This window comes from Streptomyces sp. NPDC007896 (assembly GCF_042959425.1).
Lineage (GTDB): Bacteria > Actinomycetota > Actinomycetes > Streptomycetales > Streptomycetaceae > Streptomyces.
In genome coordinates, this window is the sequence record NZ_JBIBKX010000006.1 from 131,669 (window position 1) to 158,610 (window position 26,942).

The window sequence follows — 26,942 nt, forward strand, 5'->3', positions numbered from 1 at the left end:
GAATTCGGGCAGGCGGGCGCGCATGGAGGCGCACTCGGGGGCGTACGGCGGTGACGTACTCCGGAGTGCTAGTGCTGCGCGTCCGGGGAGGTCCGCTTCGCACCGAGCAGCACGGTGTCGCGACCGTCCTCCTCGGCGAGCTGGACCTTGACCGTCTCCCGCAACGACGTGGGGAGGTTCTTGCCGACGTAGTCGGCGCGGATGGGCAGTTCGCGGTGGCCGCGGTCGACGAGGACCGCGAGCTGCACGGCGCGCGGGCGGCCGATGTCGTTCAGCGCGTCGAGCGCGGCGCGGATGGTGCGGCCGGAGAAGAGCACGTCGTCGACGAGGACGACCAGGCGGCCGTCGATGCCGTCACCGGGGATCTCGGTGCGGGCCAGCGCACGCGGCGGGTGCATACGCAGGTCGTCGCGGTACATGGTGATGTCGAGCGAGCCCACCGGGATCTTGCGATCGGTGATCTCTTCGAGCTTGTCGGCCAGTCTGCGGGCCAGGAAGACGCCCCGGGTCGGAATGCCGAGGAGCACCACGTCATCGGCGCCCTTGGCGCGTTCGACGATCTCGTGGGCGATACGGGTGAGCACCCGCGCGATGTCGGGGGCTTCCAGAACGGGCCGCGCATCGGCTTCGTACTGCTGTTTGTCCTGCTCGGTGTCCATACGAAACGGACCTCCTTCTCCGCCTCACGGGACGGATCATTAAAGGACGTCGGATTTGCGCCATCCACGGTACCAGCCCGGCAACGCGCCTGATCACCACCCCGTGGGCCACCGCCGGTGACTCCCGCGCGAAGGTCGGTCCGGACCATTCGGCTTGACGGGGGAGAGTAACGCTGCGTAACCTCACAGTGAGTCACCAGAGTCACCAGCCGCGCGGCGGAGCCGCACGTTGATACAGCGTCCGGGGAGCTATATGTCCAGCGAATACGCCAAACAGCTCGGGGCCAAGCTCCGGGCCATCCGCACCCAGCAGGGCCTTTCCCTCCACGGAGTCGAGGAGAAGTCACAGGGACGCTGGAAGGCGGTCGTGGTCGGGTCGTACGAGCGCGGCGACCGCGCCGTCACCGTGCAGCGCCTCGCCGAACTGGCGGATTTCTACGGGGTTCCCGTGCAGGAGCTGCTGCCCGGCACCACTCCTGGCGGGGCCGCCGAGCCGCCGCCGAAGCTTGTCCTCGACCTGGAGCGGCTGGCCCACGTGCCGGCCGAGAAGGCGGGTCCGCTGCAGCGTTACGCCGCGACGATCCAGTCCCAGCGCGGTGACTACAACGGCAAGGTGCTGTCGATCCGCCAGGACGACCTGCGCACCCTCGCCGTCATCTACGACCAGTCGCCCTCGGTTCTCACCGAGCAGCTGATCAGCTGGGGCGTGCTGGACGCGGACGCGCGCCGCGCCGTCGCCCACGACGAGGGCTGACCCCTTCGGGGAGTTCAGCAGAAACGTGCCGCCGGGGTGGCCGGAACCATGTGTTCCGGCCACCCCGGCGGCTTTCTGCGGGCCTCGGGAGCCCGATGGGTACGGGAACGCCGGAGGGCCCGCAGCGGACGTGCTGCGGGCCCTCCGGCGTTTTCGTACGTCGTCTACGGGCGCGTACGGACCACCGGCGCCGTATGCGCTAGGCCTCGTCGCGGCGCAGCGACGGCTTCAGGTCCTTCAGCCGGCCCAGCAGGCCGTTCACGAACGAGGGCGACTCGTCCGTGGAGAACTCCTTGGCCAACTGCACCGCCTCGTCGAGGACCACGGCGTCGGGGGTCCCGTCGACCCAGATCAGCTCGTAGGCGCCGAGGCGCAGGATGTTGCGGTCGACGACCGGCATCCTGTCCAGCGTCCAGTCGACGGCGTATGTCGCGATGAGCTCGTCGATCCGCTTCGCCTTGGTGGCGTAGCCCTCGACCAGCTCCATCGTGTACTCGCTGACCGGGGGCTGCCGGGTGTCGGTCCGGGAGTGCCGGATCCAGTCCGCGAGGACCGTCAGGACGTCCACGCCGCGCTGGTCGCCCTCGAAGAGGATCTGGAAGGCGCGCTTGCGGGCCGTGTTGCGGGCAGCCACGGTTAGCTGTTCACCCGGCCGAGGTAGTCGCTCGTGCGGGTGTCGACCTTGATCTTCTCACCGGTGGTGATGAAGAGCGGGACCTGGATCTGGTGACCGGTCTCCAGGGTGGCGGGCTTGGTGCCACCGGTGGAGCGGTCGCCCTGGACACCCGGCTCGGTCTCCTGGATGACGAGCTCGACGGCGGCCGGCAGCTCGACGAAGAGCACCTCGCCCTCGTGCTGCGCGACGGTGGCGGTGAAGCCCTCGATCAGGAAGTTGGCGGCGTCGCCGACGGACTTGCGGTCGACCATGAGCTGGTCGTACGTGTCCATGTCCATGAAGACGAAGTACTCGCCGTCCATGTACGAGAACTGCATGTCGCGCTTGTCGATCGTGGCCGTCTCGACCTTGACGCCGGCGTTGAACGTCTTGTCGACGACCTTGCCGGAGAGCACGTTCTTCAGCTTGGTGCGCACGAAGGCCGGGCCCTTGCCGGGCTTGACGTGCTGGAACTCGACGACGGACCAGAGCTGGCCTCCGTCGAGCTTGAGCACCAGGCCGTTCTTGAGGTCGTTCGTGGAAGCCACGGTTGCGGAATCTCCTGGACTGACGTGGACGACCCCGGGGCACGCGCGTAGCGATTGGCTAGAGCGCGAGCAGTTCCTTGGTCGTGATGGTGAGTAGCTCGGGTCCGCCGTCCGCCTCGGGGCGTACGACGAGCGTGTCATCGATCCTGACACCGCCCCGGCCCGGGAGGTGGACCCCCGGTTCGACGGTGACCGGCACGCAAGTCTCCAGTTTACCCATGGCCGCGGGGGCGAGCTGCGGGTCCTCGTCGATTTCGAGCCCCACACCGTGCCCGGTCAGCGAAGAAAGGCCCTCCGTATGGCCCGCGGAGCCGAGCACCTGGCGTGCGGCCCGGTCCACGTCACGGTAGGCGGCGCCGGGTACCAGCGCCTCGCGTCCGGCCCGCTGGGCGGCGAAGACGAGGTCGTACAGGTCGATCTGCCAGTCGGCCGGCGAGGTACCGATCACAAAGGTACGGCCGATTTCGCAGCGGTAGCCGCGGTAGGTCGCGCCGAGGCAGACGGAAAGGAAATCTCCCTCCTCGACCCGCCGGTCGGTGGGCCGGTGCCCGCGCCGCCCGGAGTTCGGGCCGGTGCCGACGGAGGTCGCGAAGGCGGGGCCATCGGCGCCGTGGTCGACGAGCCGGCGCTCCAGCTCCAGGGCGAGATGCCGCTCGGTGCGGCCGACGAGGATCGATTCGAGGAGCTCCCCGAGCGCCTGGTCGGCGATCTCGGCGCCGATCCGCAGACAGGAGATCTCCTCCTCGTCCTTGATCACCCGCAGCTGCTCCACCGCACCGCCCAGGTCGGCCAGGCGCAGCTGGGGTGCCACCGAGCCGATGGCCCGGTGCCGGGTCACGGTGAGATGGTGCTCCTCGACCGCCAGGGAGTCGGCGCCCTGGGCGATGGCGGCGTCGGCGGCGGCCACGGCCGCGTCGCCCCCGGCGCGCGGCAGCACCTGCACGCGCAGCGCCTCGTCGGGACGTCCCTCGCCGACCTCGCCGCTCGGCGGAGCGCCACAGAGCAGCAGGTCCTCGCTCCTGCCCAGCAGGAGAACGGCCCCCCGCGGGGCCGCGCCCGCGAGGTACCTCACGTTGGCCGGGCGGGTGACGAGCGCCGTCGCGCTGCCGCCCGCCGCACAGCGCTCCCGAAGCCGCTCGCGTCGCGCCGCGTACACCTCTGACATAAATCGAGCCTACGAGCGTCGACGCGATGTCGCCGTTCCAGCGGGGCCGGATGGGCGGTAGGCGGTCGGCGGTGAGACGGAGGCACCGCGGGCGAGGGTCAGGGGGCTGGTTCCGCGATCGCGATCGGTGCGGGGCCGACAGGCGGTACTTGCCGGCCCCGCGGGGTCACCACTGCGGTGGGCTCGCGAGGGAGCGGGCCAGGACCTCGTCCAGGACGCGGGCCGTGGACGGGACGTCGAGCTGGGAGTTGTCGATGATGGGGAGCCCGGAGCCGTACCAGCCGGCCATGCGGCCGTGGATACGGGCGACTTCCTCGTCGGTCAGGCGGCGGTTTCCGGAGCGCTCGGCGTTGCGCTCCAGGACTATCTCCAGGCCCGGCAACAACACCACGGGCAGCAGCCCCGGCCCGACGTGTCGCTTCCAGCCGCCGAGGCCGACGACCGGGCGGTCCGGGAAGACCGCGTCGTCGAGGATGCAGGAGATGCCGTTCGCCAGGAAGTTCCGCGCGGCGAAGCCGCAGGTGCGGCGGGCCAGGCGGTACTGCGCCTCCGAATGGTCGTTCCACCCCGACTGCGGATCGGCGAAGCCCGAGCGCACCCATTCGCGTACGTCGTCGAGGCTGATGTGGGCGGTCGGCACCCGGCGGTGGTCCGCCCAGTACTTGGCGACGCTCGTCTTGCCCGCACCCGCGGGCCCGATGAGCAGCACGGCGAGGGTGGTCGCCGCGGGGTCGGGGGCGCCCGGGGCGCTGGGCATGGCGACCGGGCCGCCCGGGGGTAGCTGCACATGACCCGTCGTGTCGGGGATCGGCGCTGCGGGGGCGTGCTGCGGGGGCGCGGGATGCGGCAGGTGCGAGGGCGGCGCCGGATGCCCCGGCGGCGGAGGCGTGAAGCCGGGAGCGGGTGGGCTCGTGGGTGCCGGACCGGAGGGTCCGCCCGGGTGTCCCGGGTGCTGTGCGGCCGGCGACCAGCCGTCGGCCGGTCCGTGCCCCGGCTGGTGGGGCGGCGGCAGCGGAGCCCCCACTGCGTGCTGCATCCGGTGCCACTCCGTCTCGTGATCTTTTCGCCCATTCGCTCGCGGCAGGCGATTGACGCCGGCGAGCGGAGCCTCCCGCTCTCCCCCACAGCCTGAAGCGCGCGGGAGGGCCCCCCACCGAACGGTACCTTCCCCGGCCGTCGTTGTGTGAACGGCCGGGGAAGCCGGGGAGTGCCCATGAACGGAGGGCAAACAGGGCCAAGCAGGGGCCCGTTGGGAGCTACTCCCCCACTTCGCCGTACGCGGCGAGGAGCACCGCCGGGTCGGGGCCCTCCAGGACGGTCGGCTTGGCCAGACCGTCGAGGACGATGAAGCGCAGCAGGCTGCCGCGGGACTTCTTGTCGACCTTCATGTTCTCCAGCAGCTTGGGCCACTGGTCGTAGCGGTAACTGAGCGGGAGGCCGACGGACTCCAGGATCGTGCGGTGGCGGTCGGCGGTCGCGTCATCCAGCCGGCCCGCCAGTCGGCCGAGTTCGGCGGCGAAGTGCATGCCGACGGCGACGGCCGCGCCGTGCCGCCACTTGTAGCGCTCGTTCTTCTCGATGGCGTGCGCGAGGGTGTGGCCGTAGTTGAGGATCTCGCGGAGCCCCGACTCCTTGAGGTCGCCGGAGACGACCTCGGCCTTCACCTTGATGGAGCGCTCGATGAGCTCGGCGGTGTGCGGGCCCGCGGGCGTCCGTGCCGCCTCGGGGTCGGACTCGATGAGCTCCAGGATCACCGGGTCGGCGATGAAGCCGGCCTTGATGATCTCCGCGAGCCCGGAGACGAAGTCGTTGACCGGCAGCGAGTCGAGCGCGGCCAGGTCGCAGAGCACGCCCGCGGGCGGGTGGAAGGAGCCGACGAGGTTCTTGCCCTCGGCGGTGTTGATGCCGGTCTTGCCGCCGACCGCCGCGTCGACCATACCGAGCACGGTGGTGGGGACGGCGATCCAGCGCACCCCGCGCAGCCAGGTCGCCGCGACGAACCCGGCGAGGTCGGTGGTGGCGCCGCCGCCCACGCCGACGATGGCGTCGGTGCGGGTGAAGCCGGACTGGCCGAGCGCCTTCCAGCAGTAGGCGGCCACCTCCGCGGTCTTGGCCTCCTCCGCGTTGGGCACCTGGATGGCGACGGCCTCGAAGCCCTGTGCGGCCAGGTCGGCGCGGAGCTCGTCCCCGGTCTCGGCGAGCGCCTCGGGGTGGATGATCGCGACGCGCTGGGCCTTGTCGCCGATCAACGCGCCCAGTTCACCGAGGAGTTGACGGCCGACCAGGACCTCGTACGGGTCGGTGCCCGCTGTGCCGCCGACCTGGATACGCGTCACTGCCTCGCTCATGCTTCCTTCAACTCCAGTGCGTCGAGGACGGCTTGGGCGACCTCTTCGGGGGTGCGGCCGTCGGTGGGCACGACCGCGCGGGCGACTTCGGTGTACAGATGGCGGCGGGCCTCCATCAGCTCGCGCCACTGCCGGCGCGGGTTGACGGCGAGCAGCGGACGGGCCGCGTTCAGGCCGGTGCGCTGGACCGCCTCCTCGACGTCCATCGAGAGGTAGACGACCCGGTGCCCGGCGAGCAGCGCGCGGGTGTCGGCGTCGAGGATCGAGCCGCCGCCCAGCGCCAGGACCCCGTCGTGCTCGGCCAGCGCCTTGTGCACGGCGCTCTTCTCGATGGCACGGAAGACCGGCTCGCCCTCGTCGACGAAGATGTCGGCGATGGTGCGGCCCTGCTCGGCCACGATGTCGTCGTCCGTGTCGCGGTAGGCGCAGCCGAGCCGGTGTGCGACCAGCGCGCCGACGGTGGACTTGCCGACACCCATCGGTCCGACGAGGACGACCAGTGGTCCAGCGGTCACCGCACGACCAGGTTCTCGAGGTAGGACTCGACGTTGCGCCGTGTCTCGGGCACGCTGTCGCCGCCGAACTTCTCGGCCACCGCGTCCGCGAGGACGAGGGCGACCATGGCCTCGGCGACGATTCCGGCGGCCGGGACCGCGCAGACGTCGGAGCGCTGGTGGTGGGCCTTGGCGGCCTCGCCGGTCGCCACGTCGATCGTGGCCAGCGCGCGGGGCACGGTCGCGATCGGCTTCATCGCGGCGCGCACGCGCAGCAGCTCGCCGGTGGTCAGACCGCCCTCGGTGCCGCCGGAGCGGCCGGAGGTGCGGCGGATGCCGTCCTCGGTGTGGACGATCTCGTCGTGGGCCTTGGAGCCGGGCACCCGGGCCAGTTCGAAGCCGTCGCCGACCTCGACGCCCTTGATCGCCTGGATGCCCATGAGCGCGGCCGCGAGCCGGGCGTCGAGGCGCCGGTCCCAGTGCACGTGCGAACCGAGGCCCACCGGCACGCCGTACGCGAGCACCTCGACGACGCCGCCGAGCGTGTCGCCGTCCTTGTGGGCCTGGTCGATCTCCGCGACCATCGCCTTCGACGCGTCGGCGTCGAGGCAGCGCACGGGGTCGGCGTCGAGCCTCTCGACGTCCGAGGGCTTGGGGTAGACGCCGTACGGGGCCTTCGCCGCGGCCAGCTCGACGACGTGCGAGACGATCTCGATCCCGGCCGTCTCCTTCAGGTACGAACGGGCCACGGCGCCCAGCGCGACACGGGCCGCGGTCTCCCGGGCGGAGGCGCGCTCCAGGATCGGCCGGGCCTCGTCGAAGCCGTACTTCTGCATGCCCGCGAGGTCGGCGTGGCCGGGCCGGGGCCGGGTCAGCGGCGCGTTGCGGGCCACCTCCGCCAGCACCGACGGGTCGACCGGGTCGGCCGCCATGACCTGCTCCCACTTGGGCCACTCGGTGTTGCCGACCATGACGGCCACCGGCGAGCCGAGGGTGAGACCGTGCCGGACACCGCCCAGGAAGGTGACCTCGTCACGCTCGAACTTCATCCGGGCACCGCGTCCATAGCCCAGGCGCCGCCGGGCGAGGTGGTCCGCCACCATCTCCGTGGTGATCGGCACGCCGGCGGGAAGGCCCTCCAGCGTCGCGACAAGTGCGGGACCGTGGGACTCCCCCGCGGTCAGCCAGCGCAACCTGCTCAACGGTGCTCCTCATGCTCGCGCCCTGGTACTGCCCTACGCGCGTCCTCGCGTACGTCGTCGGCGTGACCGGGTGCGCGGCTCCGGCCAGCCACCTCCGATCCTCCCACGTCCGGGCGCGGTGCCCCGCCGCAGGTCCATCAGGCGGGACGGCGCCCGGCCCGCCGCGGCGGTGCTCAGCGGCTCGCGAGGGCCTGCTCGCCCGCCTTCCGCATGGCGTCGAGCGGCGCGGGGGCGCGTCCGGTCATCCGCTCGACCTGGAGCACCGCCTGGTGCACGAGCAGGTCGAGTCCGCTGACCACGGCGCCGCCGTAGCCGGACCAGCGGGCCGCGAGGTCGGTGGGCCACGGGTCGTACAGCACGTCGAAGAGCGTCGCGGGCCGTTCCGGGACCGCGGCGGACAGGGCGTCCGTCGTACCCGCCGGAGTGGTGGCGATCACGAGCGGGGCACGCAGGGCCCGCGCGGCCTGCGCCCAGTCCTCCGTACGGACCTCCACGTCGAGCCGCTCGCCCCACCGCCGCATCTCGGCGGCTCGCTCAGCGCTGCGGACGTAGGCGACGACCTCGCCGGTGCAGATCTGGGCGAGCGCGGCCAGCGCGGAGGAGGCGGTGGCACCCGCGCCGAGGATCGCGGCGGAGTCCACCTGCTCGATCCCGCGCTCGCGCAGCGCGGCGACCATCCCGGGGATGTCGGTGTTGTCGCCGACGCGACGGCCGTCCTCGGTGAACACGACCGTGTTGACGGCCTCGACCGAGGCCGCCGTCTCGCTGACCTCGTCGAGCAGCGGGATGACAGCCCGCTTGAGCGGCATGGTCAGCGAAAGGCCCGCCCACTCGGGACCGAGGCCCCCGAAGAAGCCCGGCAGTGCCTCCTCGTCGATCTCGAAACGGTCGTAGGACCAGTCGCCGAGTCCCAACTCCCGGTACGCGGCGCGGTGCAGCACCGGAGAGAGGGAATGGGCGACCGGGGAGCCGAGTACCGCGGCCCTTTTGGCGTCAGTTGCCCGAGCTCTCATTGAACTTGTCCTTGAGCTTCTGGAATTCCGCATAGGTCTTGGCGAATTCGGTGTTGCTCTGACCGTCGGTCGCCACGAAATAGATCCAGCCGTCGCTGGTCGGGTTCAACGTCGCCTTGATCGCGTCGTCACCGGGGTTGCCGATCGGTCCGGGCGGCAGACCCTTCCGCGTGTAGGTGTTGTACGGGTCCTTGTTGCTGTTGATCTCGGACTCGCTGATGTGGATGTTGCTCTGGCCCTTCAGGTAATTGAAGGTCGAGTCGAACTGGAGCAGCCTGTTGGTCTCCGTGTTCGTGGACTTGAGACGGTTGTAGACCACCTCGGCCATCTTGCGGAAGTCGTCGTGCGTCTTGCCCTCGGCCTGGACGAGGCTCGCGACCGTGACGACCTGGAGCGGGTTCACCAGGTTCAGTTCCTTGGCCTTGGCCACGAGGTTGTCGGCCGCGTACTTCTCCTTGGCCTGCGTCACCATCTGCTTCAGGATCGCCTCGGGCTTCATACCCTTGGCGGCGGGATAGGTCGCCGGGTAGAGGAATCCTTCCAGCGGATCCTTTATGTCCCTGTTGTCGTTCGCCCAGCTGGGAAGCCCGAAGGTCTTGTACTCCTTCTTGGCGATCTTCGCGGTGGTGCCGTCCGCGAGGTCGAGCTTCTTGTCGATCGCCTGGTAGACAACGACGTTGCGCTGCCCAGGGGCGACGATCACGTTGTTCTGGCTCTTGGGGTCGAGCATCAGCTTGACCGCGCTGGCAGCCGACATGCTCTTCCTCAGCACATACGCGCCCGCCTGGATCTTGTCCCCGTCGGGGGTCTGCTGCTGAGCGGACACGAAGGCGTCGACGCTCTTGACGACGCCGGCTTCCTTCAGCACCCGCCCGATCGCATAACCGAACGCGCCCTTGGGAATCTCGACCGTCACCTCGCCCGTGCCGTCACCCGCATAGTCCGGAGCCGCGCCGAAACGATTTTGGTAGGTGTGATACCCGTAATATCCGACTCCGCCGATACCGCCGCCGAAGACCAGCACGACCATCAGGCAGGCGCAGCCGCTGCGGCGCTTCTTGCTCTTCTCGCCCTTGCCGCCGCGGCCCTTCCGGTCGCCGCGACCGGCCTTCGGATCGTCGTCGTCGAAGTCGTCATCGTCGTCGCCGCCCGCGAAGAAGGCGTGTTCGCCCTGGTCGGGTCCCGGATCCCAGTCGGTCTCCGGCTCGGGCTCGGCACGGCGACGGGCGGGCGGCTCCGGCGGCGGATACGCGTCGGGCGTGCCGTAGAAGTCGGGCTGTTCACCGGTGTACCCGGCGGCCTGGTTGCCGTACGGGTCGTTCGGGTCGGCGGCGTAGGTGGCCTGGTGCTGCGTCCCGTTGTCCCAGCCGCCGTCGTGGTACTGCTGCTGGTTCTGTCCGTCGTACTGCTGCTGGCCCTGATCGACGTACTGCTGCTGCTCCTGGCCGGGGTACTGCTGCGGATACTGCTGCTGCCCCTGGCCCTGGAAGTGCTGCTGACCCTGGTCGTGATACTGCTGCCGGCCCTGGCCTTCGTAGTGCTGCTGGTTCTGGGCGCCGTACTGCTGCTCCTGGCCGTAGCCGCCCTGCTGGTCCGGGCTCCACTCGCCGTACTGGGACTGCTGGTGCTGCTGCTGCGGCTGCTGCGGGTAGTGCTGCGGCTGGCCGCCGTAGGGGGACTGGCCGTCGACGGCCTGTCCTCCCCATCCGCCGTCCCCGTACAACGGGTCCTCCGGATTCCACGGTTCGGAGCCTGCGCCCCGGCCATACTCAGTCATCGATCCCCTAGAGCCGCGAGGCGGTGGCTGCTGTCGCTGGTGGCTCGGCTCCCGTCCGCCTCTTCGCTGTGCGGTAGCTATTCGAACACCACCACATCGCGCGGAACGTTACCGTATCGCGATCAGATGACCACTTCGACGCCCTCGCCCGGTGCGTTCCCTGACGCCCGTTCGGACTCCAGAGCCTGCTGCAGGATGACGACGGCGGCCGCCTGATCGATGACGGACCTGCCCTTCTTGGACTTCACGCCCGACGCGCGCAGCCCCTGACTGGCCGTCACTGTGGTCATCCTCTCGTCGAGGAGCCGGACCCCGACGGGCGCGATCGCCCGGGCCAGCTCCTGGGCGAAGGCGCGCACCTTCACGGCGGCGGGGCCCTCGCCCCCCTTGAGGGAGCGAGGGAGCCCGACGACGACCTCGATCGGCTCGTACTCCTCGACGAGTTGCTTCAACCGGCGCTGCGCGGCGGGGACGTCACGCCCCGGCACGGTCTCGACCGGAGTCGCGAGGATCCCGTCGGGGTCGCACGAGGCGACCCCGATCCGGGCGTCCCCGACATCGATCGCGAGCCGGCGGCCGCGGCGCATGCCCCGACCGTCCCCGCTCTGCTGACCGTCCGTGCTCACTTGGCCGTCTCGGCGACGAGCCGCTCGACCGCGTCGGCGGCCTCGCCGATGGCGGCCGGGTTCTGGCCGCCGCCCTGGGCGACGTCCGGCTTGCCGCCACCGCCGCCGCCGAGGGTCTTGGCGGCCGTACGGACCAGGTCACCGGCCTTGAGGCCACGCTCGCGGGCGGCCTCGTTGGTGGCGATGACCGTGAGCGGCTTGCCGCCCGCGGTGGTGAACAGGGCCACCACGGCGGCCCGTCCGCCCTGGATGCGGCCGCGCACGTCGAGGACCAGCTTGCGCAGGTCGTCGGCGCTCGTGCCGTCCGGGACCTGACCTGTGACCAGAGCCACACCGCGGACGTCCTTGGCGGACTCGACGAGACCGGCGGCAGCCTGCAGGACCTTCTCCGCGCGGAACTTCTCGATCTCCTTCTCGGCGTCCTTCAGCTTGCCGAGCATGGCGGAGACCTTCTCGGGGAGCTCCTCGGGACGGCCCTTGATCAGCTCCTGGAGCTGGGCGACGACCGTGTGCTCGCGGGCCAGGAAGTTGTAGGCGTCGACGCCCACCAGGGCCTCGATACGCCGTACGCCGGAGCCGATCGAGGACTCGCCGAGCAGCTTGACCAGGCCGAGCTGGGAGGTGTTGTGCACATGCGTGCCGCCGCACAGCTCCTTGGAGAAGTCGCCGATGGTCACGACGCGGACGCGCTCGCCGTACTTCTCGCCGAACTCGGCGATGGCGCCCTGCTTCTTGGCCTCGTCGAGGCTCAGGATCTCGGCGTGCACGTCCAGGTCTCGGGCGAGCACCTCGTTGATCTTCTGCTCGACGTCGGTCATGACGGTCGTCGGAACGGCCGAGGGGGAACCGAAGTCGAAGCGGAAGCGGCCGGGCTGGTTCTCGGAACCGGCCTGGGCGGCCGTCGGGCCGAGGGCGTCGCGCAGGGCCTGGTGGGTGAGGTGCGTGGCCGAGTGGGCGCGGGCGATGGCCGTCCGGCGACGGGAGTCGATGGTGGCCTGGGCCTGGGCACCGACGGTGACCTCGCCGACCTGGACGACGCCCTTGTGGACGTACACACCCGGGACGGGCTTCTGGCAGTCGCGGATCTCGATGACGGCACCGGTGTCGACCTTGATGCGGCCGGTGTCGCCGATCTGGCCGCCGCCCTCGGCGTAGAACGGGGTGCGGTCGAGGACGATCTCGACCTCGTCGCCCTCGGTGGCGGCGGGCGAGGAGACACCGTCGACCAGGATGCCGACGATGCGCGACTCGCCGTCGGTCCGGTCGTAGCCGATGAACTCGGTCTCACCGGCGGCGTCGGCGATCTGACGGTAGGCGCCGAGGTCGGCGTGGCCCGTCTTCTTGGCCTGGGCGTCGGCCTTGGCCTTGTCCCGCTGCTCCTTCATCAGACGCCGGAAGCCGTCCTCGTCCACCGAAAGGCCCTGCTCGGCGGCCATTTCGAGGGTGAGGTCGATCGGGAAGCCCCAGGTGTCGTGGAGCAGGAAGGCCTTGTCGCCGGCGAGCACCGTGCCGCCGGACTCCTTGGTGTCCGTGATGGCCGTGTCGAGGATGTTCGTGCCGGCCTTCAGCGTCTTGAGGAAGGCCGCCTCCTCGGCGAGGGCCACGGTCTCGATCCGCCGACGGTCGCTGACCAGTTCCGGGTACTGCTGGCCCATCATCTCGATCACGACGTCGATGAGGTCCTTGACGACCGGACCGGTGGCGCCGAGCAGCCGCATGTTGCGGATGGCGCGGCGCATGATGCGGCGCAGCACGTAGCCGCGGCCCTCGTTGCCGGGGCTCACTCCGTCGCCGATGAGCATCACGGAGGTGCGCATGTGGTCGGTGACCACGCGCAGCGAGACGTCCGAGTCGTGGGCGGCGCCGTACTCGACACCCGTCAGCTCGGTGGCCTTCTTGATGACGGCCATGGAGGTGTCGATCTCGTACATGTTCTGCACGCCCTGCAGAATCATGGCGAGGCGTTCCATGCCGAGGCCGGTGTCGATGTTCTTGCTGGGCAGCTCGCCGAGGATCTCGAAGTCCTCCTTCGAGGTGCCCTCACCGCGCTCGTACTGCATGAAGACCAGGTTCCAGATCTCCACGTACCGCTCGTCGTTGACGGCCGGGCCGCCCTCGACGCCGAACTCGGGGCCGCGGTCGTAGTTGATCTCGGAACACGGGCCGCAGGGTCCGGGGACGCCCATGGACCAGTAGTTGTCCTTCTTGCCCAGGCGCTGGATGCGCTCGGCCGGGACACCGATCTTGTCGCGCCAGATGGACTCGGCCTCGTCGTCGTCGAGGTAGACCGTGATCCACAGACGCTCGGGGTCGAGCCCGTAACCACCCTTGTCCTGGGGCGAGGTGAGCAGCTCCCAGGCGTAGGTGATCGCGCCTTCCTTGAAGTAGTCACCGAAGGAGAAGTTGCCGCACATCTGGAAGAACGTGCCGTGCCGGGTGGTCTTGCCGACCTCTTCGATGTCAGGCGTGCGCACGCACTTCTGCACGCTGGTGGCGCGCGACCACGGCGGCTTGACCTCACCGAGGAAGTACGGCTTGAAGGGCACCATGCCCGCGGGGACCAGGAGCAGAGTCGGGTCGTCCGCGATGAGCGACGCCGAGGGAACGACAGTGTGACCGCGCTCCTCGTAGAAGCTCAACCAGCGGCGGCGAATCTCGGCCGACTCCATCAGTGGTCCTCATTCCGGTTGTACGAGTACGTCGACCTCTCGACGTACGTCGGGTTCTTGCTGTGTTTCGGACTGCTCTCGATCGCGGCGATACGCCGGGGCCCGGGCAGCTCGGGGTGGTCATTGAGCCCGAGCGCCTCGTCGAGTTCGGCCTCCCGCTCGGCCATGCCGTCACGGACGTCGAGCGCGAAGTCCTTGAGCCGGTGCCCGGCCTCGATCGCCTTGTTCGCGGCCTGGGCCGCGAGGCTCTCGGGAGTCAGCTGCTTGAGCTTGCGGTTGACCTTGGTGGTGGCCCACACACCCGCGGCTGCGCCGGCGGTGAACCAGAACGTACGGCGGAACATCGCTGCGTCAGTCCTTCTTCCGCTTTCCCCGTCGCGCGGACGGGACGGTGCGGCCCACGATCACGGTACGACGGGAGGCCTTGGGGGGCACGTTGTCCTTGCGGCCGCCGATGGCCCGGCGGACGCCGTAGCCGAACGCCGCGACCTTCACCAGCGGGCCGCCGAAGGTGGACGCGACGGTCGTGGAGAGCGCCGACGCGTTCGAGGTGACCTCCTGGACGTCCGACGCGATGGCGTCGACCCGGTCGATCTGGGTCTGCGCGGAGCGCACCGCCGCGGAGGCGTCGGCCAGCAGCGGGACGGCCTGGTCGGTCACGTCCGCCACGAGCTTGGTGGTCGCCCTGAGCGTCTGGGCCAGCCTCGCCAGTGCGACGGCGAGGAAGGAGACCAGGATCGCCCAGAAGACGGCCACCAGGATCCCGGCCACCTCTCCACCGGACACTGTCGCACCCGCTCCCTAGTACGTGCCTGCCAGTACGTGCCTGGACATCGTCTCTGCACATCGTGTCTGAACATCAAAAAGTCGTCCCCCGAGCCTATCGCGCCGGGGCCGCCGCTCCGTACCGCATTACCGGCTGCCAGGCCCGGAGTTGCGCGAAGTGATTGTACGGACCGCTTACGCGTCAGTACGCTCCGTGTCCCATGCGAGCTTCTGAGCGCTCCGACCGGTCCGCACCCGGCAATCTGCCCCTGGAACTCAACGCGTTCGTGGGGCGCACCGCCGAACTCGCACAGCTGGCGGAGGCGCTGGGGAAGGCCCGGCTGGTGACGGTGACGGGCATGGGCGGCATGGGCAAGTCACGCCTCGCGGCACGGGCCGCGGCACACACCCGGCCGCGTGACGGATCATGGCGGGTGGAGCTGGCCTCCGTGCGCGATCCGGATCTCGTCGCGTATGCGCTCGTGGAGGCCCTCGCGCTGACGGAGCAGACGTCGAAGCCGCCCTTCAGGCTGCTCCTCGACCATCTCGCCGAGCGTCAACTCCTGCTGGTCGTGGACGGGTTCGAGCATCTGGTGGACGCGTGCGCCGCGCTGCTGGGCGAGCTGCTGCGGCATGCGCCGGGGCTGCGGGTGCTCGCCGTGGGCCGCAGGCCGCTGGAGGTCGAGGGCGAGCTGCGCTTCCCGCTGGCCCCGCTGCCCGAGCGGGAGGCCGCGGAGCTGTTCACGGACCGGGCGGCGGCCCGGGTGCCCGGGTTCACGCTGGACGACGGCAACCGGGCGGACGTCCTGGAGCTGTGCCGACGCCTGGACGGGATCCCGCTCGCCGTCGAGCTGGCCGCGGGCCGGCTGAGCGCCCTCTCGCCCGGGCAGCTGCTGTCCCGGCTCGACGACCGCTTCCGGCTGCTGACCGGCGGCGGGCGTGACGCCCTGCCACGCCACCAGACGCTGCGGACGGCGATCGGCTGGAGCCATGAGCTGTGCACGCCCGAGGAGCGGCTGCTGTGGTCGCGGCTCTCGGTGTTCGCCGGACCGTTCGACCTGGAGGCCGCCGAGTACGTGTGCAGCGGTGACGGACTGCACGCCGACGACGTCCTCGACGTGCTGGGCGAGCTGCTCGCGCAGTCCGTGCTGGCGCGCGAGGAGACACCGGCCGGCCTGCGCCACCGGATGCTGGACACGGTGCGGGCGTACGGCGCGGACTGGCTGGTGGCGGCGGGCGACGCGAGCCGGCTGCGCCGCCGCCACCGCGACTGGTACATGGGCCTGGCCACCTGGTGCGAGCTGGACTGGTTCTCGCCGCGACAGGGTGAGGTGGCCGCGCGCATCGAGACGGAGCTGCCGAATCTGCGCTCCGCCCTGGAGTACTGCCTGACCGAGCCGGGAGAGACGCATCTGGGCCAGTACCTCGCGGGCAGCCTGTGGTTCTACTGGGTCGGCTGCGGCCGGCTGGCGGAGGGGCGGCACTGGCTGGAGCGCGGGGTGGAGCTCGACAGCGACCGCGACCAGTCGCGGCTGAAGGCCCTGTGGGTGCTCGGCCATGTGGCGATCCTCCAAGGCGACACGGTGCCCGCGCTCACCGCGCTCCAGGAGTGCCGCGAGGAGGCCGAACGCACCGACAACCCCACCGCGATCGCCTACGCCGAGCACCGCACCGGTTGTCTGGCGCTGGTCGGCGACGACATGGCACGCGCGGAAACCCTGCTGCGCTCGGCGCTCGACCGCTACCACGAGATCGGCGAGCTCAACAGCAACGTGCTGATGGCCCAGGTCGAGCTGGCGATGGCGCTGGCGTTCCGGGGCGACCTGCCGGGCGCGGTGAAGCTGTGCGAGGACGTCCGCAGGGTCTGCGAGGACCACGGGGAGCGCTGGGCGCTCGCCTACGCGCTGTATGTGCTGGCCTACGAGGCACAGACCGCGGGCGATCCGGGGCGCGCCCGGGGTCTCCTGGAACAGAGCCTGGACACCGGACACGCCTTCCACGACCTGCTCGGCACGGTCCTCGCGATCGAGCTGCTGGCGCTGGTCACGGAGACGGAGGGCGATCCGGCCGAGGCCGCGGTGCTGCAGGGGGCGGCGGCCCGGCTGTGGCCCTCGGTGGGCCTGCCGCTGTTCGGCTCGGCGTACTACAACGAGCCGCACGAGCGGTGCGAGGCCGGGGCCCGGCGGCGGCTGGGCGACGAGCGGTACGAGGAGTGCGTACGGGCGGGGGCTCGGCTCGGCCGGGAGGCGGCGGTGGCGCGGGCGCTGCGGGGGCCCGGTCCCCGGCCGCTGGGTGCGGTGCCCTCGCCGCGCGGGCTTCCCCCGGACACGCGGAAGCCCGCCGTCTCGCCCACCTCGAAGGGCGGGGAGACGACGGGCTGACGCGCAGGTGGTGCTACGTCCGCTGGAAGACGATCAGCGGGCGTAGTACTCGACGACGAGCTGCTCGTCGCAGATCACCGGGATCTCCTTGCGGTTCGGCTCGCGGTCCAGGCGGAACGCCAGGGCCGGGAGGTTCACCTGGAGGTAGCGCGGGGTCTCGCCGTCGGGGGCGAAGCCACCGGCGCGGGAGACCTCGAACAGCGTCTTGCTGCGGCTGCGCTCGCGGACCATCACGACGTCGTCGGGCTTGACGCGGAAGGACGGCTTGTCGACCTTCTGGCCGTTGACCTCGATGTGGCCGTGAACGACCATCTGGCGGGCCTGGTAGATCGTGCGGGCGATGCCCGAACGCAGGACCAGCGCGTCGAGACGACGCTCGAGCTCGATGATCAGGGCCTCACCGGTCTTGCCCTGGACCTTGGAGGCACGCTCGTAGGCGCGGACGAGCTGGCGCTCGGACACGTCGTACTGCGCGCGCAGACGCTGCTTCTCGAGCAGACGGACCTTGTAGTCCGAGTTCTGCTTGCGGCCGCGGCCGTGCTCGCCCGGCGGGTAGGGGCGGGCCTCGAAGTACTTGACGGCCTTCGGGGTCAGCGCGATGCCGAGGGCACGCGACTTCTTGACCTTGGGGCGGGACTGATTCGCCACTTTTTCTCTTTCCTTGACTTCGGCTCACCAGAGTTAAGGGAGGTCGCAATCCGCAGCCCGGGAAACCCCGCGGGTCCTCGGGGGACCTGCTGGGCAGCCGCTCCTGGGTCTGGGCACATACGTGCAGCACGCGAGTGGCCCACCGACCATTCCCGGAGACCGGGTGGTGGCGGGCTGCCCGCGACACCTTCGACGGTGCGCGACGCTCCTGGAATCCCCCCGTGGTGGCAGGGGCTCCGGCTGGATGTCCCGTTCTGGTGGTGCCGACCGGAGCCGGACACGGGACGCAGCGCTTGGCGTCATATTACAGGGTGGTCAGGGCCGCCCTCTACCGAGGTGTTTCCTGGTCCACTCCACCGCGTCCGCGTAGCGCGCCTCGGCGCCGTGCCGGGTCGGTGTGTAGTACTCGCGGTCCTTGAGCTCTTCCGGGGCGTACTGCTGGGCGGCGATGCCCTCGGGCAGGTCGTGCGGATACACATACCCCTGGGCGTGCCCGAGCTTGGCCGCGCCCTTGTAGTGCCCGTCGCGCAGGTGCATCGGCACCGGGCCCGCGTGCCCCTTGCGTACGTCCTCCATCGCGGCGCCGATGGCCATGGTCGCGGCGTTGGACTTCGGGGCCAGGGCGAGGGCGATGGTGGCGTGGCTGAGGGTCAGCGCGGCCTCCGGGAAGCCGATCATGGCGACGGCCTGGGCGGCGGCCACGGCTATCGGCAGCGCGTTCGGGTCGGCGAGGCCGATGTCCTCGCTGGCGGAGATCATCAGGCGGCGGGCGATGAAGCGGGGGTCCTCGCCGGCCTCGATCATCCGGGCCAGGTAGTGCAGCGCGGCGTCCACGTCGGAGCCGCGGATGGACTTGATGAGGGCGCTCGCCACGTCGTAGTGCTGGTCGCCGTCGCGGTCGTACGTCACGGCGGCGCGGTCGACGGTCTCCTCCAGGGTCTGGAGGGTGATCTCCTGCTCGCCCTTGTCGAGCGCCGCGCCGGCGGCGGCCTCCAGGGCGGTCAGGGCGCGGCGGGCGTCTCCCCCGGCGATGCGCAGCAGGTGCCGCTCGGTGTCCTCGGGGAGGGTGACGGCCTCCTTGAGGCCGCGCTCGTCGGTGAGTGCCCGGCGCAGCAGGCCGCGCAGGTCGTCGTCGGTGAGCGGTTCGAGGGTGAGGAGCAGGGAACGGGACAGGAGCGGGGAGATCACCGAGAAGTACGGGTTCTCGGTCGTGGCGGCGATCAACGTCACCCAGCGGTTCTCGACGGCCGGGAGCAGCGAGTCCTGCTGGGCCTTGCTGAAGCGGTGGATCTCGTCCAGGAAGAGGACGGTCTCCTTGCCGAAGCCGCCGGTGGCGCGGCGGGCGCCGTCGATGACCGCGCGGACTTCCTTGACGCCCGCGGTGATCGCGGAGAGCTCCACGAAGCGCTTGTTGGTGGCCTTGGAGACGACGTACGCGAGGGTCGTCTTGCCGGTGCCGGGCGGGCCCCAGAGGATCACCGAGGACGGTCCGGCCGGGCCGCCGTTCCCCTCGCCGACGAGTCTGCGCAGGGGTGAGCCCGGCTTCAGCAGATGCTGCTGGCCCACGACCTCGTCGAGGGTACGCGGGCGCATCCGTACGGCCAGGGGGCTGCTGGACGGGTCCTTCTCCTGGCGTTCTTCGGCTGCGGCGGTGAACAGGTCGGGCTCCACGTCCAAAACCCTATGTCACGCCACTGACAATCCCCGCAGGGCTGTCAGCCGGTCCAGAAGTCCCACCAGCGGGTCAGGATCAGCATCCCGATGATCCCGATGTGTACGACGGGCAGGACCCAGGTGAACTCGCCGAAGAAGCTCTTCAGCCAGCGCGGGGCGGGCAGGAAGTCGTTGCGGATGTTCGACGAGGTCACGTACCAGAACATGATGATCGTGGCGACCCAGGCCAGCGAGCACCACAGGCACAGCGAGTTGATCCGGTACAGCGACTGGAACTGCAGCCAGGTGCAGAATCCGACGCCGAAGAGGGTGCCGGCGTTGAAGGTCAGCCAGTACCAGCGCGGGTAGGTGGCCCGCGCGAGCAGGCTCATCCCGACGCAGATCACGATGCCGTACGCCACCAGGCCGAGCATCGGGTTGGGGAACCCGAAGGCCGCGGCCTGCTTGCTCTTCATGATGTTGCCGCAGGAGACCACCGGGTTCAGGCTGCACCCCGGCACGAAGTTCGGGTTCTCCAGCAGCTTGAACTTGTCGATCGTGATGACCCACGCGGCGAGCAGACCGGCCGCACCGGTGATCACCAGCAACAGGGCGAGCGCACGGCCGCCGCCGACCGTCCGGGGACCGGCTGCACGTTCCTGGTCGATGGAGATGACTGTCGTCGTCTTGCTCATCACGCCGTTTCCGTAGTCTCGAAGGGCCTGCGGGCAACCGACATTGTGCCGCACCCACATGTGTGTCCACCGTTCGGTGGACATAAGGAGGTACGCACGGTCGTCCCGGAGCGTTCGCTTCGGCGGCAGGCTCGTCGGCATGACAACACACGCGAACCAACTCGCGGTGGACGTACGGGGGCTGCGCAAGCAGTACGGGGACGTGACCGCCGTCGACGGCATCGATCTCGGCATCCGCCGCGGCGAGGTGTTCGGCCTGCTCGGACCCAATGGCGCGGGCAAGAGCACCACGGTGGAGATCCTCCAGGGCAACCGCGGGCGGGACGCGGGCGAGGTGTCCGTCCTCGGCGTGGACCCGGCGACGGGCACACGCGCGTGGCGCTCGCGGGTCGGTATCGTCTGGCAGGACGAATCGGCGCCCGCGGAGTTGACGGTCGACGAGACCGTACGGCACTTCGCCCGCTACTACCCGCGGCCCCGCGACCCCGAGGAGGTCATCGGGCTCGTCGGTCTGGAGGCGAAGGCGGGCAGCCGTATCAAGGCGCTCTCGGGCGGCCAGCGCAGGCGTCTGGACGTGGCGCTCGGGGTGATCGGCGGCCCGGAACTGCTGCTCCTGGACGAACCGACGACCGGCTTCGACCCGGCCGCCCGCCGCCAGTTCTGGGACCTGATCCGGAAGCTGGCCGACGAGGGCACGACCATCCTGCTCACCACGCACTACCTGGAGGAGGCGGAAGCGCTGGCGCACCGGCTCGCGGTCGTCGCGCGGGGCCGCGTCGTCGCGGAAGGCGAACCCGCCGCGCTCCGCGAACGCTTCGGCACCGAGGCGACCGTCGAGTGGACGGAGGCCGACGGCACCCCGCGCAGCGAGCGCACGGACACCCCCACCCGCACGGTCGCGGAACTCACCCGCCGCTTCGACGGCGAGATACCCGGGCTGAGCGTGACCCGCCCGACCCTGGAGGACGTCTATCTCCGACTGACCGGACAGGAGAACGCGCGATGACCCTGACGACCGTACGCGTACGCGGTGAGGCCTCCTCCGTGCGGCTGCCCGGAGCCTGGGGCCTCGGCCTGCGGCGGGGCGCCCTGGAGATCAGGCAGTTCTTCCGCCAGCGCGACCAGGTGGTGTTCACCTTCGCCTTCCCCGTCGTCTTCCTCTTCCTCTTCGCGTCGATCTTCAAGGACGACGTGCGGGGCGCGGGCATCACCGCCTCCCAGCTGTACGTCCCCGCGATGATGGCCGCGGGCATCATGTCCACCAGCTTCCAGTCCCTCGGCATCTCCATCGCGATCGAGCGGGACGAGAAGGTGCTGCGGCGGCTGCGCGGCACTCCGATGCCGCCGGCCGCGTACTTCCTGGGCAAGATCTGGCTGGTTCTGGTCACCGGCCTCCTGGAGACGGCGATCCTGCTCGTCGTCGGCACGTCGCTGTACGACGTGAAGCTGCCCTCGGATCCCGCCAAGTGGGCCGACTTCGCCTGGATCTTCGTCCTGGGCCTGACGGCCTGCGCCCTGCTCGGCATCGCGATCAGCTCGGTCCCGAAGTCCGGCAAGAGCGCCACGTCCGTCGTCGTACTCCCGTTCCTGGTGCTGCAGTTCATCTCCGGGGTCTACATCGCCATCGACACGATCCCCGACTGGATGCTGAACATCGGCGCCCTGTTCCCGCTGAAGTGGATGTGCCAGGGGCTGCGCGGGGTGTTCCTGCCCGAGTCGGCGAAGGTCCTGGAGCAGGCGGGCGGCTGGGAGTTCGGGCGGATCGCCCTGGTGCTGGGGGCCTGGTGCGTCGGAGGATTGCTGCTGTGTCTGCTGACCTTCCGCTGGAAGAACCGTCGCGACGGATGACCGAACGGATCGCCGGACCCGGCGGCGCGAAGAGCTCGTACACCTGGGAGCACTCCTTCCGGCTCTGGGACTCGTACTTCGCGACCGTGTGCGTGGCCACCCTGGTGTTCGTCCTCGGCACGGGGCACCCGGGGTGGCCCCTGCGCCTCGTCTCGGCGGCGCTGCTGGTGGCGCTGATTCCCTGGTACGTGACGGTGGGACGCCCCGTCCTCAGCGGCGACCCGCCCGACGAACGCCGGGCCCTCGGCTATCTCGCGGGGGCCATCATGTTGTTCCTGCCGTCGGGGATCCTCGTCGGTGAGACCCGGCTGATGGCCTTCGCGCTCGTCCCCCAGTGCTTCATGGCGCTGCGGCTGCGCTGGGCGCTGGCGGCCGTGACGGTCATCAACATCGTGCCGGTGGTGGGCTGGGCGCTGCTGTGGTGGCCGAGCGGCCAGGACGTCTTCTTCAACTCGCTCTTCGGCCTGGTCACCCTCGTCTTCTCAGCGGCCTTCGGCAACTGGACCAGCCGCATCATCGAGCAGAGCCAGGAACGGGCCGAGCTGATCGCCGAACTGGACGCCAGTCGCCACGAGCTCTCCCGGCTCTCGTCGGCGCACGGCGCGCTGGCCGAGCGGGAACGGCTCTCCCGGGAGATCCACGACACGCTCGCACAGGGCTTCACGAGCCTGCTGATGCTGGTGCAGGCGGTCGAGGCCGAACTCGACCACGACGTCCCGCAGGCCCGCCGCCACCTGTCCCTGATGGCGGAGACGGCCCGGCAGAACCTCGCCGAGGCGCGGGCCCTGGTCGCCGGGGGCGCGCCCGCCGACCTCGAAGGGGCCTCGCTGCCCGACGCGCTGCGCCGGCTGGCAGCGCGCCATGAAGCGACGGTCGACATCACCGGCCCCGTGCGCGCGCTGCCCGCCGGGCCCGAGGTCGTGGTCCTGCGTTCCTGCCAGGAGGCACTCGCCAACGCCCGCAAACACGCGGGGAGTTCGTCGACGATCGCGGTCGCCCTGACGTACGCCCACGATTCACTGACGCTCTCCGTACAGGACGACGGCCCCGGCTTCGACCCCGCCGCGCCGGTCGGCGGCTACGGTCTGACCGGGTTGCGCGCCCGGGCCGCGGAAGTGGGCGGCAGGGCCCGTGTGCGCAGCGCGCCCGGCGAGGGCACGACCGTCACCGTCTGTCTACCCGCTCCAAGGAGTGACTCGTGATCCGCATCGTCCTGGCCGACGACCATCCCGTCGTACGGGAAGGGCTGCGCGCGATGCTCAGTGCCGAGCCCGACCTCGATGTGATCGCCGACGCGTCGAGCGGCCCGCAGGCGGAGGCGCTGGCGGCCGAGCTCCGGCCGGACATCGTCCTGATGGACCTGCGGATGCCGGGGGGCGGGGGTGTCGACTCGATCGTGCGGATGACCGAGGCGGGATTGAGCTGCCGGGTCATCGTGCTGACGACGTACGAGACGGACCGGGACATTCTGCGGGCGGTCGAGGCCGGAGCCGCGGGTTACCTCCTGAAGGACCTCCCTCGCGCCGAACTCGCCGACGCCGTCCGCTCCGCCGCGCGCGGCGAGACCGTGCTGGCCCCGTCCGTCGCCGCCCGGCTCGTCGACCGGCTCCGCACGAAGCCGGAGCAGCCGAGGTTGTCCGAGCGTGAGACGGCGGTGCTGCGGCTGGTGGCGGAGGGGTGCACGAACGCCGAGATCGGGCGTCGGCTGTTCATCGGCGAGTCCACCGTGAAGACCCACCTGCTGCGGGCCTTCACCAAACTGGGGGTGGACGACCGAACCGCGGCGGTGACGAGCGCGATGCGCTTCGGCCTACTGGACTGACCCCCGCCCCGAGCCTTTCAGGGGCGCGGGGGCACAAGGGGCGCGGGGAACTGCGCGACCAGCCCCCACCCGCCCGCAGTCGAAGAACACACCCGGGGGCCTGGGGCGGAGCCCCCAGGTTCGGGATGATGGGGGTCCCCCTGCTCGAGCGAAGCCGAGAGCTTGGGGGAGGGTAGGGGCGGCGGGGGCGAGAAACCCGGTCCTCAGCCCAGTCGCGTCTCGAGCTCCGCCACGATCTCGTTCACCCCGACCGCCGCCTGCTCACCGGACTCCATGTCCTTGAGCTGCACCACACCCTCGGCGAGATCCCGCTCACCGGCGACGATCGCGTACCGCGCTCCCGACCGGTTCGCGTTCTTCATCGCCCCCTTGAGCCCCTTGGACCCGTAGGAGAAGTCGGCGGCGATACCGAGCTTCCGCAGCTCGGCCACCTTGGCGAAGAGCACCCGACGGGCCTCCTCACCGAGCGGAACGGCGAACACGCTCGTGGCCGCGGGGAGTTCGAGCGAGACCCCCTCCGCCTCCAGGGCGAGCACCGTGCGGTCGACACCGAGCGCCCAGCCCACCGAAGGCAGCGCGGGCCCGCCGAGCATCTCGGACAGCCCGTCGTAGCGCCCGCCGCCGCCCACCGCGGACTGGGAGCCCAGACCGTCGTGGACGAACTCGAAGGTGGTCCGCGTGTAGTAGTCCAGGCCGCGCACCAGCTTGGGGTCGTCCTCGAAGGCAACCCCCGCCTCCGTGATCAGCTCGCGCACCTCCTCGTGGTACGTCTTGCACGCGTCGCAGAGGTAGTCACGGAGCAACGGCGCGCCCACCAGCTGCTTCTGCACGTCGTCGCGCTTGTCGTCGAGGACCCGGAGGGGGTTGATCTCGGCGCGGCGCAGCGTGTCCTCGTCCAGGTCCAGGCCGCGCAGGAAGTCCTGAAGGGCAGCCCGGTACACGGGACGGCACTCCTGGTCGCCCAGCGAGTTCAGCAGGATGCGGAAGTTCCGCAGCCCCAGCGACCGGTAGGCCTGGTCCGCCAGGATGATCAGCTCGGCGTCGAGCGCCGGATCCTCCGCACCGATCGCCTCGGCGCCGACCTGCGAGAAGTGGCGGTAACGGCCCTTCTGGGGACGCTCGTAGCGGTAGTAGGAGCCGGAGTACCAGAGCTTGACGGGGAGGTTGCCGGCCTTGTGCAAGTTGGCTTCCAGCGCGGCGCGCAGTACGGAGGCCGTGCCCTCGGGGCGCAGGGCGAGCCGGTCGCCGCCCTTGGTCTCGAAGGCGTACATCTCCTTGGTCACGATGTCCGTGGACTCACCGACACCGCGCGCGAAGAGCTCGACGTTCTCGAAGCCGGGCGTCTCGATGTAGCCGTAGCCGGAGTTGCGCAGGGGCGCTGCGATCGCCTCGCGCACGGCGAGGTACTTGGCGCTCTCCGGCGGGATCAGGTCGTAGGTGCCCTTGGGGGCCTTGAAGGTGCTCACGAAAGTCTCTCGTCACATTCCTCGTCGGGGAGCGGGCTCGGCGCCGCGCGCTTGGCGGTCCGCCGCCACCTGCCGCAGATACGGGTTGGTGGCGCGCTCCTGGCCGATGGTCGTCTGGGGGCCGTGGCCGGACAGCACCACGGTCGAGTCGTCGAGCGGCAGGCACACACGGGCCAGCGAGCCGAGCATCTCGTCCATGTCACCGCCGGGCAGGTCGGTGCGTCCGATGGAGCCGGCGAAGAGCAGATCGCCCGAGAAGAAGACCGACGGAATGTCTGATCCGTCGCGGGCTTCGGGCATCTGGAAGGTCACCGACCCCTTCGTATGGCCGGGCGCGTGCGCGACGGACAGCTCCAGACCGGCCAGCTCCAGCCGCGTGCCGTCGGTCAGCGTCCGTACCTCGTCCGGCTCCCCCACGGTCAGCTCGCCCATCAGCGGCATGCCGATGGACCGGCCGAGCGCCCGCTCCGGGTCGCTCATCATGTACCGGTCGTCGGGGTGGATCCAGGCCGGTACGTCGTGGGCGCCGCAGACGGGCACGACCGAGGCCACGTGGTCGATGTGGCCGTGGGTGAGGACGACGGCGACGGGCTTGAGCCGATGCTTCTTGAGTGCGTCCTCGACTCCCTGGGCGGCCTGGTGGCCCGGGTCGATGATCACGCACTCCTCACCGGCGGCGGGGGCGACCAGGTAACAGTTGGTGCCCCAGGCCCCGGCGGGGAACCCGGCAATGAGCACGATCGTCCTTCGTGGTGGCGTACGCGTGATGCCGTACGGGGTGGGTGGCTGTGGATCAGAGCCTACCGGCGCTGCCGATTCCTCAGCTAACCCATATACGGTACGGGGCACACGCAGGCGGTCGGCTCACAAGACGCACGCGTCCCACTTGACGTACGAGACGCATGAGGAGATAACCCGGTGGTCACCCAGGAACAGCGGCGGCGTCAGCTCGCCCGGGAGAAGTTCTTGCGGCAGCAGCAGCGGCGTACGGCCGCGCGGCGCAAGTCACACACGCGCAATACGGTGGTCGCGTCGGTCCTCGGCGTGATCGTCGTCGGCGGTGTGGTGTCGTACGCGACCGGGCTCTTCAAGAACGACGACAAGAAGGCCAACGCGGGCGCGGAGGTCACGCCGAGCGCCTCCCCGACCAGCAAGGCGCCGGACCCGTGCGCCAAGCCCGCCGAAGGCGCGGTGAAGTCGCTGAGCTGGAAGACGGAGCCGGCGATGAGCATCGACAAGTCGGCGAACTACACGATGAAGCTGGCGACGACCTGCGGCGACATAGACGTCGCGCTGAAGACGGCCGCGGCCCCGCACACGGTGAACTCGTTCGACTTCCTCGCGGGCAAGGGGTTCTTCGACCACACCAAGTGCCACCGGCTCACGACGAACGGCATCTACGTGCTGCAGTGCGGTGACCCGAAGGGCACCGGCAGCGGCGGTCCCGGGTACACGATCCCGGACGAGAACCTGAAGGACACCAGCCTCAAGGGCGGCATCTACCCGGCGGGCACGATCGCGATGGCCAACACCGGCCAGAAGCACACCGGTGGCAGCCAGTTCTTCCTCGTGTACCAGGACAGTCAGCTACCGGCCAGCTACACACCGTTCGGAACTATTTCCAAGTCCGGCCTCACGGTCCTCAAGAAGATCGCCGCGGCCGGAGAGAGCACAGGCCAGGGCGACGGGGCGCCCAACGCGACGGTCGTGATCAACAAGCTGACCGTGGCGAAATCCTGACCGTCAACTGCGAA

Annotated in this window: 26 protein-coding genes; 7 read left to right on the top strand and 19 right to left on the bottom strand. The window is 70.3% G+C overall.

The genetic code is table 11. The features are described 5' to 3' along the window. Nucleotides 1-68: 68 nt before the first annotated feature. Complete coding sequence (pyrR, locus tag ACFZDJ_RS20730) at nucleotides 69-659, bottom strand: bifunctional pyr operon transcriptional regulator/uracil phosphoribosyltransferase PyrR (protein ID WP_168507278.1); 591 nt, start codon at nucleotides 657-659, stop codon at nucleotides 69-71. 253 nt (nucleotides 660-912) lie between these two features. Here pyrR and bldD point away from each other — a divergent pair, with 253 nt between their 5' ends. Continuing rightward, nucleotides 913-1,413, top strand: coding sequence for a transcriptional regulator BldD (gene bldD / locus ACFZDJ_RS20735; protein ID WP_037621142.1), 501 nt, complete (start codon nucleotides 913-915; stop codon nucleotides 1,411-1,413). Between the two features lie 199 nt (nucleotides 1,414-1,612). Here bldD and nusB read toward each other — a convergent pair whose 3' ends face one another. The 13 genes from nusB to ACFZDJ_RS20800 all read right to left on the bottom strand — a co-directional run bounded on the left by nusB (nucleotide 1,613) and on the right by ACFZDJ_RS20800 (nucleotide 14,696). Beyond that, nucleotides 1,613-2,047 (bottom strand): transcription antitermination factor NusB, encoded by a 435-nt coding sequence (nusB, locus tag ACFZDJ_RS20740; RefSeq protein ID WP_067366002.1) that lies wholly within the window; start codon nucleotides 2,045-2,047, stop codon nucleotides 1,613-1,615. Between the two features lie 2 nt (nucleotides 2,048-2,049). Continuing rightward, nucleotides 2,050-2,616, bottom strand: a complete 567-nt coding sequence (gene efp / locus ACFZDJ_RS20745; protein ID WP_010988257.1) for an elongation factor P — start codon at nucleotides 2,614-2,616, stop codon at nucleotides 2,050-2,052. Between the two features lie 58 nt (nucleotides 2,617-2,674). Beyond that, the gene (locus ACFZDJ_RS20750) at nucleotides 2,675-3,781 is read right to left on the bottom strand and encodes a M24 family metallopeptidase (protein ID WP_384906172.1); all 1,107 of its coding nucleotides are present in this window, start codon (nucleotides 3,779-3,781) and stop codon (nucleotides 2,675-2,677) included. 166 nt (nucleotides 3,782-3,947) lie between these two features. After that, nucleotides 3,948-4,817, bottom strand: a complete 870-nt coding sequence (locus ACFZDJ_RS20755) for a Pro-rich N-terminal domain-containing protein (protein ID WP_384906173.1) — start codon at nucleotides 4,815-4,817, stop codon at nucleotides 3,948-3,950. Between the two features lie 220 nt (nucleotides 4,818-5,037). Further along, complete coding sequence (gene aroB / locus ACFZDJ_RS20760; protein WP_390936676.1) at nucleotides 5,038-6,129, bottom strand: 3-dehydroquinate synthase; 1,092 nt, start codon at nucleotides 6,127-6,129, stop codon at nucleotides 5,038-5,040. After that, complete coding sequence (locus tag ACFZDJ_RS20765; RefSeq protein ID WP_384906175.1) at nucleotides 6,126-6,644, bottom strand: shikimate kinase; 519 nt, start codon at nucleotides 6,642-6,644, stop codon at nucleotides 6,126-6,128. Before ACFZDJ_RS20765 ends, aroB begins: the two co-directional genes overlap by 4 nt. Beyond that, entirely contained in the window at nucleotides 6,641-7,825 is a 1,185-nt protein-coding gene (aroC, locus tag ACFZDJ_RS20770; protein WP_168490030.1) for a chorismate synthase, read from the bottom strand. The genes ACFZDJ_RS20765 and aroC overlap by 4 nt, the downstream gene beginning before the upstream one ends. Nucleotides 7,826-7,998: 173 nt before the next feature. After that, nucleotides 7,999-8,838, bottom strand: a complete 840-nt coding sequence (locus tag ACFZDJ_RS20775; RefSeq protein ID WP_391060693.1) for a shikimate dehydrogenase — start codon at nucleotides 8,836-8,838, stop codon at nucleotides 7,999-8,001. Beyond that, nucleotides 8,819-10,615: an endolytic transglycosylase MltG gene (gene mltG / locus ACFZDJ_RS20780; protein WP_391060695.1), complete on the bottom strand. Its 1,797-nt coding sequence runs from the start codon at nucleotides 10,613-10,615 to the stop codon at nucleotides 8,819-8,821. The genes ACFZDJ_RS20775 and mltG overlap by 20 nt, the downstream gene beginning before the upstream one ends. Before the next feature lie 122 nt (nucleotides 10,616-10,737). Continuing rightward, entirely contained in the window at nucleotides 10,738-11,202 is a 465-nt protein-coding gene (gene ruvX, locus ACFZDJ_RS20785) for a Holliday junction resolvase RuvX (protein WP_101408270.1), read from the bottom strand. Nucleotides 11,203-11,237: 35 nt separating this feature from the next. Next, nucleotides 11,238-13,910: an alanine--tRNA ligase gene (alaS, locus tag ACFZDJ_RS20790; protein ID WP_168507286.1), complete on the bottom strand. Its 2,673-nt coding sequence runs from the start codon at nucleotides 13,908-13,910 to the stop codon at nucleotides 11,238-11,240. Then, a complete protein-coding gene (locus ACFZDJ_RS20795) occupies nucleotides 13,910-14,254 on the bottom strand; it encodes a DUF6167 family protein (protein WP_101406252.1) in 345 nt (114 codons plus the stop codon). Before ACFZDJ_RS20795 ends, alaS begins: the two co-directional genes overlap by 1 nt. A gap of 7 nt (nucleotides 14,255-14,261) precedes the next feature. After that, a complete protein-coding gene (locus ACFZDJ_RS20800; RefSeq protein ID WP_101406251.1) occupies nucleotides 14,262-14,696 on the bottom strand; it encodes a DUF948 domain-containing protein in 435 nt (144 codons plus the stop codon). A 200-nt stretch (nucleotides 14,697-14,896) separates the two neighbouring features. Here ACFZDJ_RS20800 and ACFZDJ_RS20805 point away from each other — a divergent pair, with 200 nt between their 5' ends. Continuing rightward, nucleotides 14,897-17,056 carry an AAA family ATPase gene (locus tag ACFZDJ_RS20805; RefSeq protein ID WP_391060697.1) on the top strand — a complete coding sequence of 720 codons (2,160 nt, stop codon included), beginning with the start codon at nucleotides 14,897-14,899 and terminating at the stop codon, nucleotides 17,054-17,056. Nucleotides 17,057-17,089: 33 nt separating this feature from the next. On the opposite strand, the gene rpsD is transcribed toward ACFZDJ_RS20805, so the two are convergent. The 3 genes from rpsD to ACFZDJ_RS20820 all read right to left on the bottom strand — a co-directional run bounded on the left by rpsD (nucleotide 17,090) and on the right by ACFZDJ_RS20820 (nucleotide 20,052). Next, nucleotides 17,090-17,704, bottom strand: a complete 615-nt coding sequence (gene rpsD / locus ACFZDJ_RS20810; protein ID WP_101406249.1) for a 30S ribosomal protein S4 — start codon at nucleotides 17,702-17,704, stop codon at nucleotides 17,090-17,092. Between the two features lie 315 nt (nucleotides 17,705-18,019). Further along, nucleotides 18,020-19,375 carry an AAA family ATPase gene (locus ACFZDJ_RS20815; RefSeq protein WP_391060699.1) on the bottom strand — a complete coding sequence of 452 codons (1,356 nt, stop codon included), beginning with the start codon at nucleotides 19,373-19,375 and terminating at the stop codon, nucleotides 18,020-18,022. A gap of 44 nt (nucleotides 19,376-19,419) precedes the next feature. Then, nucleotides 19,420-20,052 (bottom strand): vitamin K epoxide reductase family protein, encoded by a 633-nt coding sequence (locus ACFZDJ_RS20820; protein WP_384906183.1) that lies wholly within the window; start codon nucleotides 20,050-20,052, stop codon nucleotides 19,420-19,422. 139 nt (nucleotides 20,053-20,191) lie between these two features. On the opposite strand from ACFZDJ_RS20820, the gene ACFZDJ_RS20825 reads away from it, so the two are divergent. From ACFZDJ_RS20825 to ACFZDJ_RS20840, 4 genes are read left to right on the top strand one after another with little or no spacing between them, the layout of a single operon-like run. Next, on the top strand, nucleotides 20,192-21,058 hold the full coding sequence (locus ACFZDJ_RS20825) for an ATP-binding cassette domain-containing protein (protein ID WP_390936692.1): 867 nt from the start codon (nucleotides 20,192-20,194) through the stop codon (nucleotides 21,056-21,058). Then, the gene (locus tag ACFZDJ_RS20830; protein WP_391060702.1) at nucleotides 21,055-21,900 is read left to right on the top strand and encodes an ABC transporter permease; all 846 of its coding nucleotides are present in this window, start codon (nucleotides 21,055-21,057) and stop codon (nucleotides 21,898-21,900) included. The genes ACFZDJ_RS20825 and ACFZDJ_RS20830 overlap by 4 nt, the downstream gene beginning before the upstream one ends. Next, nucleotides 21,897-23,102 carry a histidine kinase gene (locus tag ACFZDJ_RS20835; protein ID WP_390936696.1) on the top strand — a complete coding sequence of 402 codons (1,206 nt, stop codon included), beginning with the start codon at nucleotides 21,897-21,899 and terminating at the stop codon, nucleotides 23,100-23,102. Before ACFZDJ_RS20830 ends, ACFZDJ_RS20835 begins: the two co-directional genes overlap by 4 nt. Next, nucleotides 23,099-23,722 carry a response regulator gene (locus ACFZDJ_RS20840; protein ID WP_391060704.1) on the top strand — a complete coding sequence of 208 codons (624 nt, stop codon included), beginning with the start codon at nucleotides 23,099-23,101 and terminating at the stop codon, nucleotides 23,720-23,722. Before ACFZDJ_RS20835 ends, ACFZDJ_RS20840 begins: the two co-directional genes overlap by 4 nt. A gap of 203 nt (nucleotides 23,723-23,925) precedes the next feature. Here the strand turns inward: ACFZDJ_RS20840 and hisS are convergent, their stop codons facing one another. Beyond that, the gene (gene hisS / locus ACFZDJ_RS20845; RefSeq protein ID WP_168507298.1) at nucleotides 23,926-25,188 is read right to left on the bottom strand and encodes a histidine--tRNA ligase; all 1,263 of its coding nucleotides are present in this window, start codon (nucleotides 25,186-25,188) and stop codon (nucleotides 23,926-23,928) included. A gap of 12 nt (nucleotides 25,189-25,200) precedes the next feature. After that, nucleotides 25,201-25,926, bottom strand: coding sequence for an MBL fold metallo-hydrolase (locus ACFZDJ_RS20850; protein ID WP_168507300.1), 726 nt, complete (start codon nucleotides 25,924-25,926; stop codon nucleotides 25,201-25,203). A 180-nt stretch (nucleotides 25,927-26,106) separates the two neighbouring features. Here ACFZDJ_RS20850 and ACFZDJ_RS20855 point away from each other — a divergent pair, with 180 nt between their 5' ends. After that, a complete protein-coding gene (locus ACFZDJ_RS20855; RefSeq protein ID WP_391060706.1) occupies nucleotides 26,107-26,928 on the top strand; it encodes a peptidylprolyl isomerase in 822 nt (273 codons plus the stop codon). Nucleotides 26,929-26,942 lie beyond the last annotated feature (14 nt).

Coding starts and splice junctions, on each gene's coding strand:
- mltG (WP_391060695.1), bottom strand. CDS start 10,615: ATGACTGAGTATGGCCGGGGCGCAGGCTCCGAACCGTGGAATCCGGAG.
- ACFZDJ_RS20775 (WP_391060693.1), bottom strand. CDS start 8,838: ATGAGAGCTCGGGCAACTGACGCCAAAAGGGCCGCGGTACTCGGCTCC.
- bldD (WP_037621142.1), top strand. CDS start 913: ATGTCCAGCGAATACGCCAAACAGCTCGGGGCCAAGCTCCGGGCCATC.
- ACFZDJ_RS20795 (WP_101406252.1), bottom strand. CDS start 14,254: ATGTTCCGCCGTACGTTCTGGTTCACCGCCGGCGCAGCCGCGGGTGTG.
- ACFZDJ_RS20835 (WP_390936696.1), top strand. CDS start 21,897: ATGACCGAACGGATCGCCGGACCCGGCGGCGCGAAGAGCTCGTACACC.
- ACFZDJ_RS20805 (WP_391060697.1), top strand. CDS start 14,897: ATGCGAGCTTCTGAGCGCTCCGACCGGTCCGCACCCGGCAATCTGCCC.
- ACFZDJ_RS20750 (WP_384906172.1), bottom strand. CDS start 3,781: ATGTCAGAGGTGTACGCGGCGCGACGCGAGCGGCTTCGGGAGCGCTGT.
- ruvX (WP_101408270.1), bottom strand. CDS start 11,202: ATGCGCCGCGGCCGCCGGCTCGCGATCGATGTCGGGGACGCCCGGATC.
- alaS (WP_168507286.1), bottom strand. CDS start 13,910: ATGGAGTCGGCCGAGATTCGCCGCCGCTGGTTGAGCTTCTACGAGGAG.
- ACFZDJ_RS20755 (WP_384906173.1), bottom strand. CDS start 4,817: ATGCAGCACGCAGTGGGGGCTCCGCTGCCGCCGCCCCACCAGCCGGGG.
- pyrR (WP_168507278.1), bottom strand. CDS start 659: ATGGACACCGAGCAGGACAAACAGCAGTACGAAGCCGATGCGCGGCCC.
- ACFZDJ_RS20820 (WP_384906183.1), bottom strand. CDS start 20,052: ATGAGCAAGACGACGACAGTCATCTCCATCGACCAGGAACGTGCAGCC.
- ACFZDJ_RS20825 (WP_390936692.1), top strand. CDS start 20,192: ATGACAACACACGCGAACCAACTCGCGGTGGACGTACGGGGGCTGCGC.
- aroB (WP_390936676.1), bottom strand. CDS start 6,129: ATGAGCGAGGCAGTGACGCGTATCCAGGTCGGCGGCACAGCGGGCACC.
- ACFZDJ_RS20830 (WP_391060702.1), top strand. CDS start 21,055: ATGACCCTGACGACCGTACGCGTACGCGGTGAGGCCTCCTCCGTGCGG.